This is a genomic window from Seonamhaeicola sediminis (genome assembly GCF_004358095.2).
Classification (GTDB): Bacteria; Bacteroidota; Bacteroidia; order Flavobacteriales; family Flavobacteriaceae; genus Seonamhaeicola; species Seonamhaeicola sediminis.
On record NZ_SMZJ02000003.1, the window covers coordinates 131,457 to 147,675 of the forward strand.

The 16,219-nt window shown below is 33.4% G+C and carries 15 protein-coding genes; 6 read left to right on the plus strand and 9 right to left on the minus strand.

From position 1 onward, the window contains the following. Window positions 1-3: 3 nt before the first annotated feature. The 7 genes from murD to mraZ form a co-directional block, all read right to left on the minus strand. Window positions 4-1,335 carry a UDP-N-acetylmuramoyl-L-alanine--D-glutamate ligase gene (murD, locus tag E1J38_RS05195; protein WP_133356112.1) on the minus strand — a complete coding sequence of 444 codons (1,332 nt, stop codon included), beginning with the start codon at window positions 1,333-1,335 and terminating at the stop codon, window positions 4-6. Then, entirely contained in the window at window positions 1,336-2,577 is a 1,242-nt protein-coding gene (gene mraY, locus E1J38_RS05200; RefSeq protein WP_133356113.1) for a phospho-N-acetylmuramoyl-pentapeptide-transferase, read from the minus strand. A 42-nt stretch (window positions 2,578-2,619) separates the two neighbouring features. Beyond that, entirely contained in the window at window positions 2,620-4,083 is a 1,464-nt protein-coding gene (locus E1J38_RS05205) for a UDP-N-acetylmuramoyl-L-alanyl-D-glutamate--2,6-diaminopimelate ligase (RefSeq protein ID WP_133356114.1), read from the minus strand. After that, entirely contained in the window at window positions 4,080-6,050 is a 1,971-nt protein-coding gene (locus tag E1J38_RS05210) for a PASTA domain-containing penicillin-binding protein (protein WP_133356327.1), read from the minus strand. The genes E1J38_RS05205 and E1J38_RS05210 overlap by 4 nt, the downstream gene beginning before the upstream one ends. A 62-nt stretch (window positions 6,051-6,112) precedes the next feature. Continuing rightward, window positions 6,113-6,430, minus strand: a complete 318-nt coding sequence (locus E1J38_RS05215; RefSeq protein WP_133356115.1) for an FtsL-like putative cell division protein — start codon at window positions 6,428-6,430, stop codon at window positions 6,113-6,115. Beyond that, window positions 6,431-7,339, minus strand: coding sequence for a 16S rRNA (cytosine(1402)-N(4))-methyltransferase RsmH (gene rsmH, locus E1J38_RS05220; protein ID WP_133356116.1), 909 nt, complete (start codon window positions 7,337-7,339; stop codon window positions 6,431-6,433). It abuts the gene before it with no gap. Then, window positions 7,314-7,784, minus strand: a complete 471-nt coding sequence (mraZ, locus tag E1J38_RS05225) for a division/cell wall cluster transcriptional repressor MraZ (RefSeq protein ID WP_133356117.1) — start codon at window positions 7,782-7,784, stop codon at window positions 7,314-7,316. The genes rsmH and mraZ overlap by 26 nt, the downstream gene beginning before the upstream one ends. Before the next feature lie 293 nt (window positions 7,785-8,077). Between mraZ and E1J38_RS05230 the strand changes: the two genes are divergently transcribed. Genes E1J38_RS05230 through E1J38_RS05240 form a run of 3 tightly spaced genes read left to right on the plus strand, consistent with a single transcriptional unit; the run spans window position 8,078 to window position 10,526 of the window. Then, a complete protein-coding gene (locus E1J38_RS05230) occupies window positions 8,078-8,842 on the plus strand; it encodes an alpha/beta fold hydrolase (protein WP_133356118.1) in 765 nt (254 codons plus the stop codon). Between the two features lie 59 nt (window positions 8,843-8,901). Continuing rightward, window positions 8,902-9,504 carry a ribosome biogenesis GTP-binding protein YihA/YsxC gene (gene yihA, locus E1J38_RS05235; protein WP_133356119.1) on the plus strand — a complete coding sequence of 201 codons (603 nt, stop codon included), beginning with the start codon at window positions 8,902-8,904 and terminating at the stop codon, window positions 9,502-9,504. A 29-nt stretch (window positions 9,505-9,533) separates the two neighbouring features. Continuing rightward, window positions 9,534-10,526 carry a Gfo/Idh/MocA family protein gene (locus E1J38_RS05240; protein WP_133356120.1) on the plus strand — a complete coding sequence of 331 codons (993 nt, stop codon included), beginning with the start codon at window positions 9,534-9,536 and terminating at the stop codon, window positions 10,524-10,526. Between the two features lie 68 nt (window positions 10,527-10,594). On the opposite strand, the gene E1J38_RS05245 is transcribed toward E1J38_RS05240, so the two are convergent. Both E1J38_RS05245 and E1J38_RS05250 read right to left on the minus strand, forming a co-directional pair. Next, window positions 10,595-11,689 carry an ABC transporter permease gene (locus tag E1J38_RS05245; protein ID WP_133356121.1) on the minus strand — a complete coding sequence of 365 codons (1,095 nt, stop codon included), beginning with the start codon at window positions 11,687-11,689 and terminating at the stop codon, window positions 10,595-10,597. A gap of 12 nt (window positions 11,690-11,701) precedes the next feature. Beyond that, complete coding sequence (locus E1J38_RS05250) at window positions 11,702-13,864, minus strand: carboxy terminal-processing peptidase (protein ID WP_133356328.1); 2,163 nt, start codon at window positions 13,862-13,864, stop codon at window positions 11,702-11,704. A gap of 178 nt (window positions 13,865-14,042) precedes the next feature. On the opposite strand from E1J38_RS05250, the gene surE reads away from it, so the two are divergent. The 3 genes from surE to lpxB are packed head-to-tail and all read left to right on the plus strand — an operon-like array spanning window position 14,043 to window position 16,218. Further along, the gene (surE, locus tag E1J38_RS05255; RefSeq protein ID WP_133356122.1) at window positions 14,043-14,819 is read left to right on the plus strand and encodes a 5'/3'-nucleotidase SurE; all 777 of its coding nucleotides are present in this window, start codon (window positions 14,043-14,045) and stop codon (window positions 14,817-14,819) included. Then, on the plus strand, window positions 14,816-15,097 hold the full coding sequence (locus tag E1J38_RS05260; protein ID WP_133356123.1) for a hypothetical protein: 282 nt from the start codon (window positions 14,816-14,818) through the stop codon (window positions 15,095-15,097). The genes surE and E1J38_RS05260 overlap by 4 nt, the downstream gene beginning before the upstream one ends. Window positions 15,098-15,105: 8 nt before the next feature. Beyond that, window positions 15,106-16,218 carry a lipid-A-disaccharide synthase gene (lpxB, locus tag E1J38_RS05265; protein WP_133356124.1) on the plus strand — a complete coding sequence of 371 codons (1,113 nt, stop codon included), beginning with the start codon at window positions 15,106-15,108 and terminating at the stop codon, window positions 16,216-16,218. Window position 16,219: the final 1 nt, after the last annotated feature.

Below are 16,219 nucleotides of genomic sequence, written 5' to 3' on the forward strand. Positions count from 1 at the left end.
TACTTATAAATTACGTACGGCATTTTTGAATTGACGCCCTCTATCTTCATAACTTTCAAACAAATCGAAACTTGCACACGCTGGAGATAACAACACGCTATCACCAGAATCAGCTATTTTATAAGCTATTTTAACCGCCTCACTCATAAACTGCGTTTCAACAATAATGTCTACCATGTTCCCAAAGGTTTTCAGGAGCTTTTCATTGTCAACCCCTAAACAAATGATAGCTTTAACTTTTTCATTTACAAACGGAAATAACTCTTCATAATTATTGCCTTTGTCAACTCCACCAACAATCCAGACAGTAGGTGCATCCATACTCTCTAATGCATAATACGTTGCATTTACATTGGTAGCCTTGGAGTCATTTATATACTGTACCTTATTAATTTTTAGTACATTTTCTAAACGGTGCTCAACTCCTTGAAAATTTTCCAGACTTTCTCTTATGGTCTGTTTTCTAATTTTTAACAAATGGGCTACTGTAGAAGCAGCCATGGCGTTTTTAATATTGTGTTTTCCCTCTAATGCTAAATTTGCTGTTGGCATAATAAATTGTTTGTTATCTACTGTTAGTTTTATATTGTCGTTATCTAAGTAAGCTCCATTTTCAATTTGTTTTTCTATTGAAAACGGCAATAATGTGGATTGAACTGGGTTATTTTTTAAATGACTTACAATCACTTCGTTATCAGCATCATAAATCAAATAATCTTCTTCTGTTTGATTTTTTGCAATTCTAAATTTTGATTTAATATAGTTTTCAAATTGATAATCATATCTATCTAAATGATCTGGGGTTATATTAGTAATAACCGCAATGTGGGGTCTAAATGCAATAATATCATCCAACTGAAAACTACTTATCTCCAATACATAATTTGGATGATTTTCCTCTAATACTTGTTTCGCAAAACTGTTGCCAATATTACCTGCTAAACCAACATTTAATTTCTGTTTTAAAATATGATGCGTTAAACTGGCCGTGGTTGTTTTTCCATTACTACCTGTAATTCCTATAATAGTAGCATTGGTAAACATAGAAGCAAATTCAATTTCTGAAACTATTGTGATTCCTTGAGCTCTAATTTGTTTTACTAAAGCCACTTTATTAGGAATACCAGGGCTTTTCATTACTAGGTCTGCTTCAAGAATTTTATCTACTGAATGTGTTTTATCCTCCCATTCAATCTCATTATGTATAAGAACCTCTTTATATTTTTCTTTTATTGTGCCTTTATCTGAAACAAAAACACTATACCCTTTTTCTTTTCCTAAAAGTGCTGTTCCAACACCACTTTCTCCGCCGCCTAGAACAACAAGTTTTTTCATTTATCTTATCTTCAATGTTACTATTGAAAGAATAGCTAGTAGTATTCCAATAATCCAAAAACGGGTCACTATTTTACTTTCGTGATACCCCAGTTTTTGATAATGATGATGCAAGGGTGACATCTTGAAAATCCTACGTCCTTCGCCATATTTCTTCTTGGTATATTTAAACCAACTTACCTGCATAACCACCGATAAATTTTCTGCTAAAAAGATGCCGCACAATACTGGAATAAGCCATTCTTTTCTTACTGCTATAGCTATTACAGCTATAATTCCGCCTATAGTTAAACTCCCCGTATCACCCATAAATACTTGAGCTGGATACGTATTGTACCACAAAAACCCAATTAAAGCACCAACAAAAGCCGTTATATAAATAGTAATCTCTTCAACCTTTGGGATATACATAATATCTAGGTATTGTGAAAAAATGATATTACTAGATACGTAAGCGAAAATACCCAGAGTCAATACAATTATAGCCGATGTACCAGCTGCTAAACCATCAATTCCATCGGTTAAGTTTGCGCCATTTGAAACAGCTGTGATTATGAAAATAGCAACAAGAATAAAAATCACCCATGCATAGTCTTTTAAATCAGGATGAATCCAAGTGATTAAGTCGGCATAATCAAACTCATTCTTTTTTACAAAAGGAATGGTTGTTTTAGTAGATTTTTCCTCGGGCTTAAAAAATGCCGATTCTTTGGCATCAGGATTAGCCTCCAGAATCTGTTGTTGTTCTGCTACAGGCAGTTTCTCCTTAATTACCACATCTTGATGAAAATATAACGTAAGCCCCACTATTAATCCCAAGCCTACTTGACCAATAACCTTAAAACGCCCCTTTAAGCCTTCTTTGTTATTTTTAAACTTCTTAATATAATCATCAATAAAACCAATAACCCCCATCCAAAGCGTTGTAACTATTAAAAGAATGATGTATATATTCTCTAATTTTGAAAGTAAAAGAACCGGTATTAAAGTAGATAGAATTATAATAACACCACCCATAGTTGGCGTTCCCGCTTTTTCTACTTGACCTTCTAACCCTAAATCTCTAATGGTCTCACCCAACTGCTTTCTTTGTAAAAAGCGAATGATTCTTTTACCATAAATTGTAGAAATTAGAAGCGACAAAATCATTGCAAAAGCAGCCCTAAACGTAATGTAACTAAACAGTGTTGCTCCTGGAAATTGAAATTGTTTTTCTAAATATTCAAATAGGTAATATAACATATCTTAATTCTTAATCCTTAGACTGCGCTTAGGATGACATTTCTATTTTTGCAATTGTTTTAAAAACTTTTGAACGGTTTTATAATCATCAAAATCAAATCGTTCTCCTTTAATTTCTTGATAAGTTTCATGCCCTTTTCCGGCTATTAAAATGATATCGTTTGGCTGCGCTAACTGACAAGCGGTTTTAATAGCCTGTGCCCTATCTACAATGGTTAATGATTTTTTATAATTCTGAGGTTCTACTCCAGCTTCAATATCCTTTAAAATAGCCTCTGGCTCCTCACTCCTGGGATTATCACTTGTGAAAATCACCTTGGTGCTTAACTGGGTTGCTATATGACCCATTTTGGGGCGTTTAGTTTTATCTCTATCGCCTCCACAACCTACAACTGTTATTAATTCCTCATTTTTAGTGCGAATACTATTAATGGTTTCTAATACATTTTTAAGAGCATCAGGCGTATGCGCATAATCTACAATAGCCGTAATTTTCTCATCTGAAATTAAATATTGAAATCGCCCACTAACACTTTCCAATCCAGAAATCAACCTTAAAATTTCAAACTTCTCAAGCCCTAATAATTCTGCAGTAGCATAAATTGCCAATACATTATAAGCGTTAAAATTCCCAATTAACTTAGTCCAAACTTCATTGTCATCAACTTTGAGAAGCAAACCTCCTAATTGATTTTCTAGAATTTGAACTTTATAATCAGCATAACTTTTTAGTGCGTAAGTGAATTTTCTAGCTTGGGTATTTTGTAACATCACCAAGCCATTTTTATCATCAATATTTACAAGCGCAAAAGCCTTTTTTGGCAGATTATCAAAAAATGATTTTTTAACGTCTCTATACTCTGCAAACGTGTTATGATAATCTAAATGATCATGCGATAAATTAGTAAAAACGCCACCTTCAAAATGAAGACCTTCAGTTCTGTATTGATGAATTCCGTGAGAGCTAGCCTCCATGAAACAAAACTCAACACCTTCATCATTCATTTCCTTTAAATATTTATTGATTGTTAATGAATCTGGTGTGGTATGTGTTGCTTTATACGCTTTATCATCTACTAAAATTTTTACTGTTGATAATAAACCCACTTTGTACCCAGCGTTTTTAAACAGCTGATACAACAAACTTGTAACAGTGGTCTTACCGTTAGTTCCAGTAACACCTATAAGCTTTAAATTTTCAGATGGCGCTCCATAAAAATTAGATGCTAAAAAGGCTAAGGCTCTATTTGAGTTATCAACCTCAACATAAGTCACTCCTTCAACTAAAACCTGCGGAAGTTCTTCACAAATAATAGCCGTAGCTTTCTGCTCAATAGCATTTTTTATATAATCATGTCCATCAACCACAGTACCACTAATAGCCACAAAAAGATCATTTTCTTCAACCTTTCTTGAATCAAAATGAATAGCATTTATAGCAACATTTGTATTACCTACAACTGCATTGATAGAAACTTTATACAATATGTCTTTTAATACTTTCATGAAGCGTTTAAAACGACGGTTTGATTATTTTTTAGTTTTACACTTTTTTCAACAGACTGCTTTGTTATAGTTCCACTACCATTTAGTTTCACTCTCAACTTCACATCCATATTTTCTAAAAGCGCCATAGCATCCATTGCTGGCAAGCCAATTACATTTGGCATAATGGTTTTATAAGTTTGAGCCAAACTGTAATAATCTTCATACTCCTTTTCAACAGAAGCTTTTTTAACTTCCAACATTTGCACCTCATCAACTAAAGGAGTATCTGTAAATATTTTTTGAGCAATTCTTTTAAATACTGGTCCAGATACATCTGCACCATAGTACCCCACATTTGTATCTGGTTTATGTATAACAACTATACAAGAGTACTTAGGTTCATCAGCAGGGAAATACCCAGTAAAAGAAGATATGTAACGTTTATTTTCAGTCCAATCTTCCATCCAATACTCCGTTTGAGCTGTTCCAGTTTTACCAGCCATAGAAAAGTTTTCAGAATACAATCTATGTCCTGTACCATGCTTCTTTTCCACCACATTTTTAAGTAACTGCTGTAACTTTTTTATGGTTTCTTTTGAACACACCTGATTGTTGATAATTTCCTTATCGAAGACTTCTATTGTTTTACCAAATTCTTTAACTTCTTTTAAAAAACGTGGTCTCACCATTTCGCCATTATTAGCAATAGCATTGTAAAATGTTAGTGATTGTAAAGGCGTCAATCTAACTCCGTAACCATATGACATCCATTGCAGAGCGATACCGCTCCATTTTCCATTTTTAATTCTAGGATCTGGAATAATTGGTTTAGCCTCTCCTATGATTGGAATTTGAAGTGTATCATCTAAATTCATAGCGTACAGCCTATCCACAAACTTTTCAGGTTTATCTTTGTAAGCATTATGAATAGCTTTTACTATTCCGGTGTTTGAGGACACCTCAAAGGCCTCCGACACAGAAATTTTACCGTAACCACCCCATTTTGAATCTCTTACTTTCTTTCCATAGAAAGTTAATACACCCTTTTCTGTATCCACCACATCACTTGTGTCTATCACTTTATCTTCAAGTGCCGCAGCTAAAGCCATCAATTTAAATGTAGAACCCGGTTCATGACTTTCACCTACCGCATAATTTAACTTTTCGTAATAGGTTCCTTTACTAGTTCTACCTAAGTTTGATATAGCTCTTATTTCTCCAGTTTTAACTTCCATAACAACTACACAACCATGTTCTGCATTATAAGTTTCCAACTGTTTCAATAGAGCATGATGCGCTATATCCTGAATATTCACATCAATAGTTGTATAAATATCATAGCCATCTTTTGGCTCAATTTCATTGGCATCACTTAAAGGTTTCCACTGCCCCTTTCCAATACGTTGCATTTTTCTTTTACCATCTACACCTCTTAAATACTTTACTCCAAAGGCACCATCAATTCCTGGCCGAGTCACATTTCCATTCTCATCCTCTCTTTCATATCCAATTGTTCTTTGTGCAATCCCCCCCATAGGGCGTTCTCTCTTCTCTACTTGTTCAACTATCAACCCTCCTTTAAAAGCACCAAGGTTTAACAACGGAAAATTTCGAATTCTTACATAGTCTGAATACCCAATATTTCTAGCTAACAAATAATACCTGTTCTTGTTTTTTCTGGCTTTTTGTAATTCTCTTTGATAATAATTAGAAGTCTTTCCTGTAAACTTAGCAAGTGAATCAGATAAGGGTTTCAAACACTCACTAAAATTCTTACTAGACGAGGTTAAAGCATCAATTCTAATATCATATTTAGGTATTGACGTAGCCAATAAATTACCATTAGCCGAATACACATTCCCTCTATTTGCAGGAATAACAACATCTTTTACAACTCGCTTTTCTGCAAGTGCCTTATACTTTTCACCATCAACAAATTGGATACTAAAAAGCTTTAGCATTACCGCAAGCCCAAAGACAAACATACAGCCAGAAATAAAGTAGAGTCGGTTTAATATGCTTTTCTCGTTAACTGCCAATGCTTATTTTAATTTTTAGATGTTACTTTTATTTTTTTAGGAGGAATCACTGAAGGCTTAATACCTTTTTGTTTCATTATACTTATTACATTAGATTCCATCTTAAGCCGCATTAATTTGGTACGACCTTCTAAGAAGGTGGACCTAATTTCTTTTACCTCATTCTTCAATCTTGCTATTTCATATACTTTTTTATCAGCGCTATGAGAGCTAGCAATCATTATTATAGCTAGCAAAGAGATAAAAATGATAAATCGCCAATTCTTAAAAGAATCATCGCTCACCAAAAAGGTTCCTTTCAGTATGCTGTAGATACGCTTCTTCACTTATAATTTTTCCGCTATTCTAAGTTTTGCACTCCTAGCTCTATTATTTATTTTCACCTCTTCTTTAGAAGGCGTTATGAGCCCACCAACCTTTCTTAAAGGCACTTCAAAATTCCCAAACACATCTCGCTCTGGCTCCCCCTCAAACATGCCATTTCTAATAAAACGCTTAACCAACCTATCCTCTAATGAATGATATGAAATAAAACTTAACCTACCTCCTTTAACTAAAAGCTCAGGAGTTTGCAATAAAAATTCCTTTAGCACTTCAATCTCCTGATTTACTTCTATTCGAATAGCCTGATATATCTGAGCCAAAACCTTATTTTCATGACGAGGCGGTAGAAACTTTTTTAAAACCAATTTTAATTGCTCACTTGTTACTATAGGTTCTGTTTGCCTATATGCAGCAATTAATCTCGCCATAGCTGGTGCAGACCTCAACTCTCCATACTGCGCAAAGACCTGCCTTAACTGTTCTTCATCATATTCATTTACCACATGAAATGCAGACAACTTATTACGTTGATTCATCCTCATATCTAAATTAGCCTCAAAACGAGTAGAGAAACCACGCTCTGGAATATCAAACTGATGTGATGACACTCCAAAATCAGCTAAAATCCCATCAACTTGCCTTACGCCGTAAAGCCTTAAAAAACGCTTTACATATCTAAAGTTTTCATTTATTAATGTAAACCGAGCATCATTAATTGTATTTTTAAGAGCGTCTTCATCCTGATCAAAAGCAAACAACTTACCATTATCACCAAGTCTTTTTAAAATCTCTTTACTGTGTCCACCACCACCAAACGTCACATCAACATAAACACCATCTGGCTTAATATTTAAACCATCAACTGTTTCTTTTAGCAAAACTGGATTATGATATTCCATAGTCATCATCATCTTGTCCCATTACTTCTTCAGCTAAATCTGCAAAATCTAAAGTTGCATCATCTATAGCCTGTTCATATAAGTCTTTATCCCAAATTTCAATAATGTTAATAGCAGAAGCAACCACAATATTCTTTGAAATATTAGCAAATACCGTCAAATCTTTAGGAATTAGTAAACGCCCATTTACATCAACCTCCACCATTTTAACACCTGCAGTAAATCTTCTAATAAAGTCGTTATTCTTCTTTTTAAATCTATTAAGCTTATTTATTTTATCCATGAGGATCTGCCACTCCGCCATAGGATACAACTCAAGACACTTTTGAAACACAGAACGCCGTAACACAAAACCTTCTGCCAATATAGAAGCCATCTGCTTTTTTAAAGGAGCAGGCAACATCAACCTACCCTTTGCATCTACTTTGCATTCGTATGTTCCAGTTAAAAAACTCAATTGTGAATTGTTGGTTATGCTATTTAGAATTCAAATATATTGAAAAATTTACCACATTTTACCACATTCTACCACATTGTTAATAATTTTTCGACAAAACACAGTTTTAAGAAGATTTGCAAACCAAACAATCCATATAAACACTAGCAGTCAAAGAATTACATGCAAAGAATAGCCTCTCAAGAATATTATTAACAGCTTTACTTTTCCCATTTCTTTTGTTGAATGAATTAAAATCATTGAAATATGAATGAAATACCTATATTTGTTTTTAATGAAACGACAACTGATTAATGACGCATCGTTTAAAAAAAGAAGGTAATTACAACTATATAGAAGCAGGCGAAGGCACACCAATTATAGTGCTTCATGGCCTTATGGGTGGATTGAGTAATTTTGACTCTGTTATAAATTTTTTTAGTAAAAAAGGGTATCAAGTCATTATACCAGAACTTCCCATTTACACCATGTCTTTATTAAAAACAAACGTAAAAAGTTTTGCGACCTACTTGCATGAGTTTATAGATTTTAAAGGTTTTGATAAAGTTATATTACTAGGAAACTCACTTGGTGGCCATATTGGTTTATACCACACAAAATTATATGCCGAAAAAGTAAAAGCTTTAATTATTACAGGTAGTTCTGGGCTTTATGAAAGCGCCATGGGTAGTGGCTATACTAAACGCAGTGACTATGAGGTTATAAAGAAAAAAGCTCAAGAAGTTTTTTATGATCCAGAAATAGCCACTAAAGAAATTGTTGATGAAGTTTATGCTACTGTAAACGACCGTAACAAACTTGTAAAAACCTTAGCTATTGCTAAAAGTGCCATAAGACATAACATGGCTAAAGACTTACCTAAAATGTATACGCCTACCTGTATTATATGGGGGAAAAATGACAATGTAACACCACCAGATGTTGCTAAGGAATTTCATGAATTACTTCCCGATTCTGATTTATTTTGGATTGATAAATGCGGACACGCCGCCATGATGGAACACCCAGATGAGTTTAATGCTATTTTGGAAAGGTGGCTAAACAAAAGAGGTTTTTAATTTAAGACATCCCTATTTTTACTTGAGCTTCGTTCAGTGAAAGTATTAAAAATACTATAATGGAAATTAAATCTGCAGAATTTGTGATGAGTAATTCTGACGTTGCCAAATGCCCAAAGAGTATGCTCCCCGAATATGCTTTTATTGGCCGTAGCAATGTTGGTAAATCATCTCTAATAAATATGCTTACTGGCAGAAAAAGCTTAGCAAAAACCTCTGGAAAACCAGGAAAAACGCAACTAATAAACCATTTTTTAATTAACAAAAATTGGCATTTAGTAGATTTACCAGGTTATGGTTATGCAAAGGTTTCAAAATCATCTAAAAAAGTTTTTCAAAAGTTTATCACACAATACTTTAAAAATCGAGAACAATTGGTTTGTGGTTTTGTTTTAGTAGACATAAGACACGAGCCTCAACCTATCGACTTAGAATTTATGCAATGGCTTGGAGAAAATAGCATTCCTTTTGGCATCATCTTTACAAAAGCAGACAAATTAAAACCTAAAGCTATTGAAAACCATGTTGAAGCTTACAAAAGTATTCTCTTGGAAACATGGGAAGAAATACCAAACTATTTCATTACATCATCTTCAAAAAATATTGGAAAAGATAATGTTTTAGAGTTTATTAATGGTTTAAATACTAATATTAACTCCTAAACCCCTACTTAAAATCATAAAGTAAAAACATGAATAAAAAAATAAAGTTTGTAATTGTAGGAAGTGGTAATATTGCAAACACTTACGTTTCGGCCATTCAAAATATTGATAATGCTGATATAGTTGCCGTTGTTTCAAAACGCCTCAAATCCCCTTCAAAACAAAAAGACCTACCTACTTTTACTTCTTTAAAGGATATTACTATAGATTTTAATGCGGTTATTATTTGCACCCCTCCTGGGCTACATCATGTAAGCGCTATTGAAGCTGCTACCTTGAATAAACATGTTTTTTGTGAAAAACCTCTAGATGTTACCTTAAAAGCTATGGACGATATGATTAGCATATGCAAAAATAATAATGTGCTTTTAGGAGTGGCTTACCAACGTCGTTACAGTTCTGACAATCCCGTGATAAAAAAACTCATTCAAGAAAATAAATTAGGAAAAATCTTTTCAGTTGACTTATCTGTAAAAAATTATAGAGACGATAACTATTACAACTCAGCATCATATAGAGGCACAAAAGATATTGATGGTGGAGGTCCTTTTGTGCAACAAGCTTCCCACTACATTGATTTATATAATTGGTATTTTGGTAAGCCTTGTAAAATTGTAAGTAAGTTAAACACTTTTGCTCACGATATTGAAGTTGAAGATCATGGCGTTGCCATTTGCGTACACGATTCAGGCATGATTAACACTATTACAGCCTCTACGGTTTGCAAACCTGGTTTTCCTGCCAAAATGGAAATTTACTCCAGCAAAGGCTATTTAATTATGGAAAACGATGTGATTACGCATTGGGATATGGAAGACCTAGAAAACCCTACTACACAATCTAAAACTAGTAATACCCATACAGGTGCTGCAACCGCCATGGTTGAAGATACAACGAATCATGAGTTTTTAATTAACGACTTTGTAAATTCCATTATTAAGGGAAAAGAACCTTTGATAAATGGAGAAGACGCTAAAAAAGCCTCAGAAATTATATTAGAAATCTACAGTAACCAGTTTTAAACTTTTTTTAACACTCTATTTATAAAAGTTTATACACAGACTAAAACCTTAAACTCTAAATTAGGAGATTAGCTTTTGACATCTAGAGCATCACGTAAAGCATTACCTATTAACATAAAAGCCATAACCAAACTCATTATACACAACCCAGGAATAATGGCTAGATAAGGTTTCCCAAGAATAATGTAATTGTAGTGATCTTTAATCATTGCCCCCCAACTTGCCATAGGTGGTTGAGCACCAATACCTAAAAAACTAAGACCACTTTCAATTAAAATAGCTGCAGCAAAATTAGCTGCAGAAATCACAATAACTGGAGCCATAATATTAGGCAGAATATGTTTTGTTATAATTCTTAAATCACTAAAACCTAAAGCCCTTGCTGCCGTAACATATTGCATTTCTTTGGCACTGATTATTTGTCCGCGTACCACTCTAGCAACCTCAACCCACATAGTGAGCCCTACGGCAATAAAAACTTGCCAAAAACCTTTACCTAAAGCCAATGTTATAGCTATTACCAATAATAACGTAGGAATAGACCAAGTAACGTTTATGATCCACATGATAACAGCATCTACTTTGCCTCCAAAATAACCAGCTAAACTCCCCATTAAAACACCAATTATTAACGAAATAAATACTGCTACAAAACCAATAAAGAAAGATATTCTTGCTCCTACCAAAACTCTACTAAGTAAATCTCTTCCATACTTGTCAGTTCCAAAAAAAAACGTCTTTTCTTTAATATAACTCCTTGCATTACCTTCTGGAAAAACCTTTAAACTAATTTGCTTTTCTACACCTTGTAGACCATCACCAACATATTCAATATAAATTAAAGTTTCGGATTCAATAGTATATTCTAAAATTGGAACTTCAGTATCAGCATTTTTCTTTCCGAAGAAGCTTTTGTTAAGTATACTTTGCTCTGTTTTGAATTGAGAAGGAATGGTTAACATAGTTACCTTAAACCCAGGTTTTTTAGAATGGATAGATAAGTGCATTTGATTAGAATGCTTTGAGTTATCAGGAGCAATAACATAGGCAAATACAGAAATTAAACCAACCAGTATTAAAAAGTAAAAACTAAAAACGCCCCAAAAGTTCTTTTTAAACTTCTGGAGCGCTAATTGTTTTAATGAGTTTGATTTATGACTCATAAACAAATATTTCTATTGTTTAACAGATTTTGTTTCTGTTTGAGTTTTAGCTGCAATAACATTTTTTATTGGATACGATAATTTTAAGTCTTCTAAAACGTTTAGTGCCTCTTCAACGTATACATCTTTAGACAAACTTTTATGCCAACGCTCACGCTTTTCCTTTAAATCTGTTGTATCTTGCTCAAAAAGCGATTGTTCAAAAGCATGTGATTTAAATGTTAAATTAGTTTGGTATTGTGATATGGCATCAAATACTTTACTCTCCTCTTTTTCATTTTCAATCTGCTCTTTGTACTTTTCATAATTTAGAGATACAACCGTTTGATCAATTTTACTTTTTACCCACCTCGCATTTTCTTCAATAAGGTTTAACTGCTCATTACGACTCATACGCTCTTTGCTTCTATTGATGGTTGTATCATAATCATAATAGTACTCCCAAGGTGTAAAGTCTGCAGATGTAATTTCATCATAAGGTAACGGATTGTCTTTTTCCTTTTCACCAACCTCAATAAAACTAAAGCGCCCAGGCACTTCTACATCACTTTGAACGCCTTCTAACTGCACCGAACCACCATTTATTCTATAGTATTTCTGAGTAGTAAAAGCAAGTGCTCCTAAGTCTCCACTGGTATTACTTCTTACCAAATCATTTAAATTATAGACGTTTTGAACCGTTCCTTTACCATAGGTTTGTTTACTACCAATTATTATGGCACGTTTATAATCTTGCATAGCAGCAGCCATAATTTCAGAAGCTGAAGCCGATAATTCATTTACCAGAATAACCAATGGCCCATCCCAAGCAATAGATTTATCTCTATCCTTTAATACTTCTTTATTTGACCCTGTAGAACGCACCTGAACAACAGGACCTTCTTTAATGAACAAACCTGCCATTTCAACCACTGTTGGTAAAGAACCGCCGCCATTGTTTCTCAAATCTAACACCAAGCCCTCCATGCCTTCTAACTTTAATCGCTCAATTTCTTTCTTAACATCTTGGGCTGCATTAATATTTTTATAATCATTAAAATCTACATAAAACTTAGGCAAGTTAATAATGCCGAAAGTTTTTCCATCTTTCTCAACCACAGATGATTTAGCATATGTCTCTCCTAACTCAACCACATCTCTAGTTATAGTAACATCTTTTATGGTACCATCAACTTTTTTAATGGTAAGGGTTACTTTAGTTCCTTTTGGTCCTTTTATATATTTAATAGCATCATTAATTCGCATTCCAACAATATCTATAGGAAACTCTTCGTCTTCTTGCTTCACTTTTAAAATAACATCCTCAACCTCAAGCTCTTGACTTCTCCAAGCGGGGCCTCCAGAAATCAACTCAACAATCTTGATATAATCCATACGCTTTTGAAGCCTTGCACCTATTCCTTCTAACTTACCTGACATATCCATATCAAAGGCTTCTTTGCTTCTTGGTGGTAAATAATACGTGTGTGGATCAAATTCCTCAACAATGGTGTTTACATAAATTGCAAACCAGTCTTCACGTTTTAAATCATCAATGTTATCATTAAAATAAATTTCAATAGATTTTAGAGTGGCTTCCCTAGCCTCTTTTTCAACTTCAACTTTGTTCTTTATCTTGTAAGAATCATCACGTTCTTTTGATTGTTCTTCCTGAATTTGAATATCATCATAGTTAGAAAGTGTAGAAAATTTAAGTTGTTTTCTCCAACGTTCTCTTAACTGCTTTTTATTTTTAACAAATTCATATTTATCATAATCTGTATCAAACGTTTCGTCAATAGAATAATCAAAAGGCTTATCTAAAATTTCTTTATAAACATCCTTGGCTTCTGCTATTCGTTTTAACAATCTTTCATGAGTGATATTGAAAAAAGTAACATCTGTAGCTTTAATCTGATCATCCAATTGAAATTTAAATTTTTCAAAATCCTTTATATCAGACTCATAAAAATAACGTTTAAACGGATCTAAAGTTTCAATGTAATCATTGAATAATTCCTCAGAAAAGTTATCGTCCATAGCTATAGGATCAAAGTGACCTCGTTCTAAGACAAAGGTTATTATTTGAACCAACAACTTATCTTTGTCTGGGTTATCAAATGTTTTTGTTGTAAAACTGCACGAGGCAAAAGCAAGCAACAACAATAGGGATAGAACTTTATAATTCCTTTTCATAATTTTTTTCATCCGATTATTTTTTTGAGTTCTATTAAAAATAATAGTAATTTTTCACTAAAATAAAGAAAAAACTATGCCAATTAGGGCAAATACCTCTAATTTTTTGTTAAACCAAAGAAAATAAGTGTTTACTAATGAAATTATGTATTTTAGCGATGATTTTACTAAGAATCTAATGACAGAAAAACCGCTTATATTAGTTACTAACGACGATGGTATCAATGCTCCAGGAATTAGAACGCTAATCAGCGTAATGAATACTATTGGAGATGTTGTGGTTGTAGCTCCAGATAGCCCTCAAAGTGGCATGGGACACGCCATTACAGTTGATGCAACGCTTTATGTAAATAAAGTTAAAGTTGATGATGGCCCTCAGACAGAGTACCGATGTTCCGGTACGCCAGCAGATTGTGTTAAACTTGCTATTAGGGAATTATTGAACAGGAAACCAGATTTATGTGTATCGGGTATCAATCATGGCTCAAACTCATCTATTAATGTCATCTATTCTGGAACCATGAGTGCTGCCGTTGAAGCTGGTATTGAAGGTGTTCCTGCTATTGGATTTTCGCTACTAAACTATGCTTGGGATGCTAATTTTGAAGCTTCTAAAAGTTTTGTAGAAAACATTACAAAAGAGGTTTTAAAAAATAAACTACCTGATGGTGTTGTTTTAAACGTAAATATCCCAAACCTTCCCCTAAAAGACATAAAAGGCATAAAGGTTTGCAGACAGGCTAAAGGAAATTGGGTAGAAGCTTTTGATAAACGTCAAAATCCGTCTGGCAAGGATTATTATTGGCTCTCTGGAGAATTTATTAATTTAGACAGTGGAACAGATACTGATGAACATGCTTTGGAAAATGGCTACATATCGGTAGTACCAACACAGTTTGACTTAACTGCACATAAGTTTTTAAAAGAATTAAATACTTGGAATTTAAACAGATGAAAAAAGAGATTATTATAGGTATGTTTGTTGGTTTAATTGCAAATAGTGTTGGTTTAATCATTACAGCTACTATATTGGGTAATGGCGACGATTTTACCAACGTAATTAAAGCTGCCGCTAATGAAGGTTTTTTAGGAAAACTCATTAGTCTAGGAGCCATTTTAAACTTAATTGCCTTTTTTCTGTTTATAAAGAAAAGACAAGATTACAGAGCTAGAGGAGTTCTTTTAATCACTGTATTTATAGCAGTTTTTACTTTTATTTTTAAACTTTTTTAATGCTATAAATGAAATACTATATCCTTGCAGGAGAGGCATCGGGAGATTTACATGGCTCTAACCTCATGAAGGCATTGCTAAAAGAAGATGCACATGCCAATATCCGTTTTTGGGGCGGTGACCTTATGCAAGCTGTTGGTGGCACTCTTGTAAAACATTACAAAGAACGTGCTTTTATGGGATTTATTGAAGTTATCATGAACCTCTCAAAAATCTTCAAACTAATTGCTTTCTGTAAAGAAGATATTAAAAATTTTAACCCAGATGTTGTTGTTTTTATTGACAATTCTGGATTTAATCTTCGTATTGCCAAATGGGCTAAAACCGAAGGTTTTAGGACCAACTATTATATCTCCCCTCAGGTTTGGGCTTCAAGAGCCAGTAGGGTGGCCTCTATAAAACGTGATATAGATGCTATGTATGTAATTCTTCCTTTTGTAAAACCTTTCTATGAAAAATATGGTTATAAAGTTCATTTTGTTGGACACCCTTTAATAGATGCTATTGCTCAACGAAAACAAACAGATATAACAAAATTTAAAAAAGAACACAATTTAAACAATAAACCAATTATTGCATTACTACCAGGAAGCAGAAAACAGGAAATTAAAAAGATGCTTTCGGTCATGCTAAGTTTGGTAGATGATTTTAAAGAGTATCAGTTTGTGGTTGGTGGTGCTCCCAGTCAAGAATACAGTTTCTATGAGCAGTTTATTAAAACCAATAATGTAAAGTTTATCACCAATAAAACCTATGATTTATTGAGTGTTTCTTATGCTGCCTTGGTTACTTCTGGTACCGCTACTTTAGAAACGGCACTATTTAAAGTTCCACAAGTGGTTTGTTATAAAGGTAGTGCTATTTCGTATCATATTGCAAAACGAATCATTACTTTAAAGTTTATCTCTTTAGTAAACTTGGTAATGGATAAAGAAGTAGTTACTGAACTTATTCAAAACGATTTCAATAAAAAACAACTCAAAAAAGAGTTTATTGCTATTCTAGATACTAAAAACCGAAAACGCATTTTTGAAGACTATTATGAATTAGAAAAAGCATTAGGCGGAAAAGGAGCAAGCCAAAAAACAGCTAAGTTAATTTACCAATCTATAAAACCTTAAT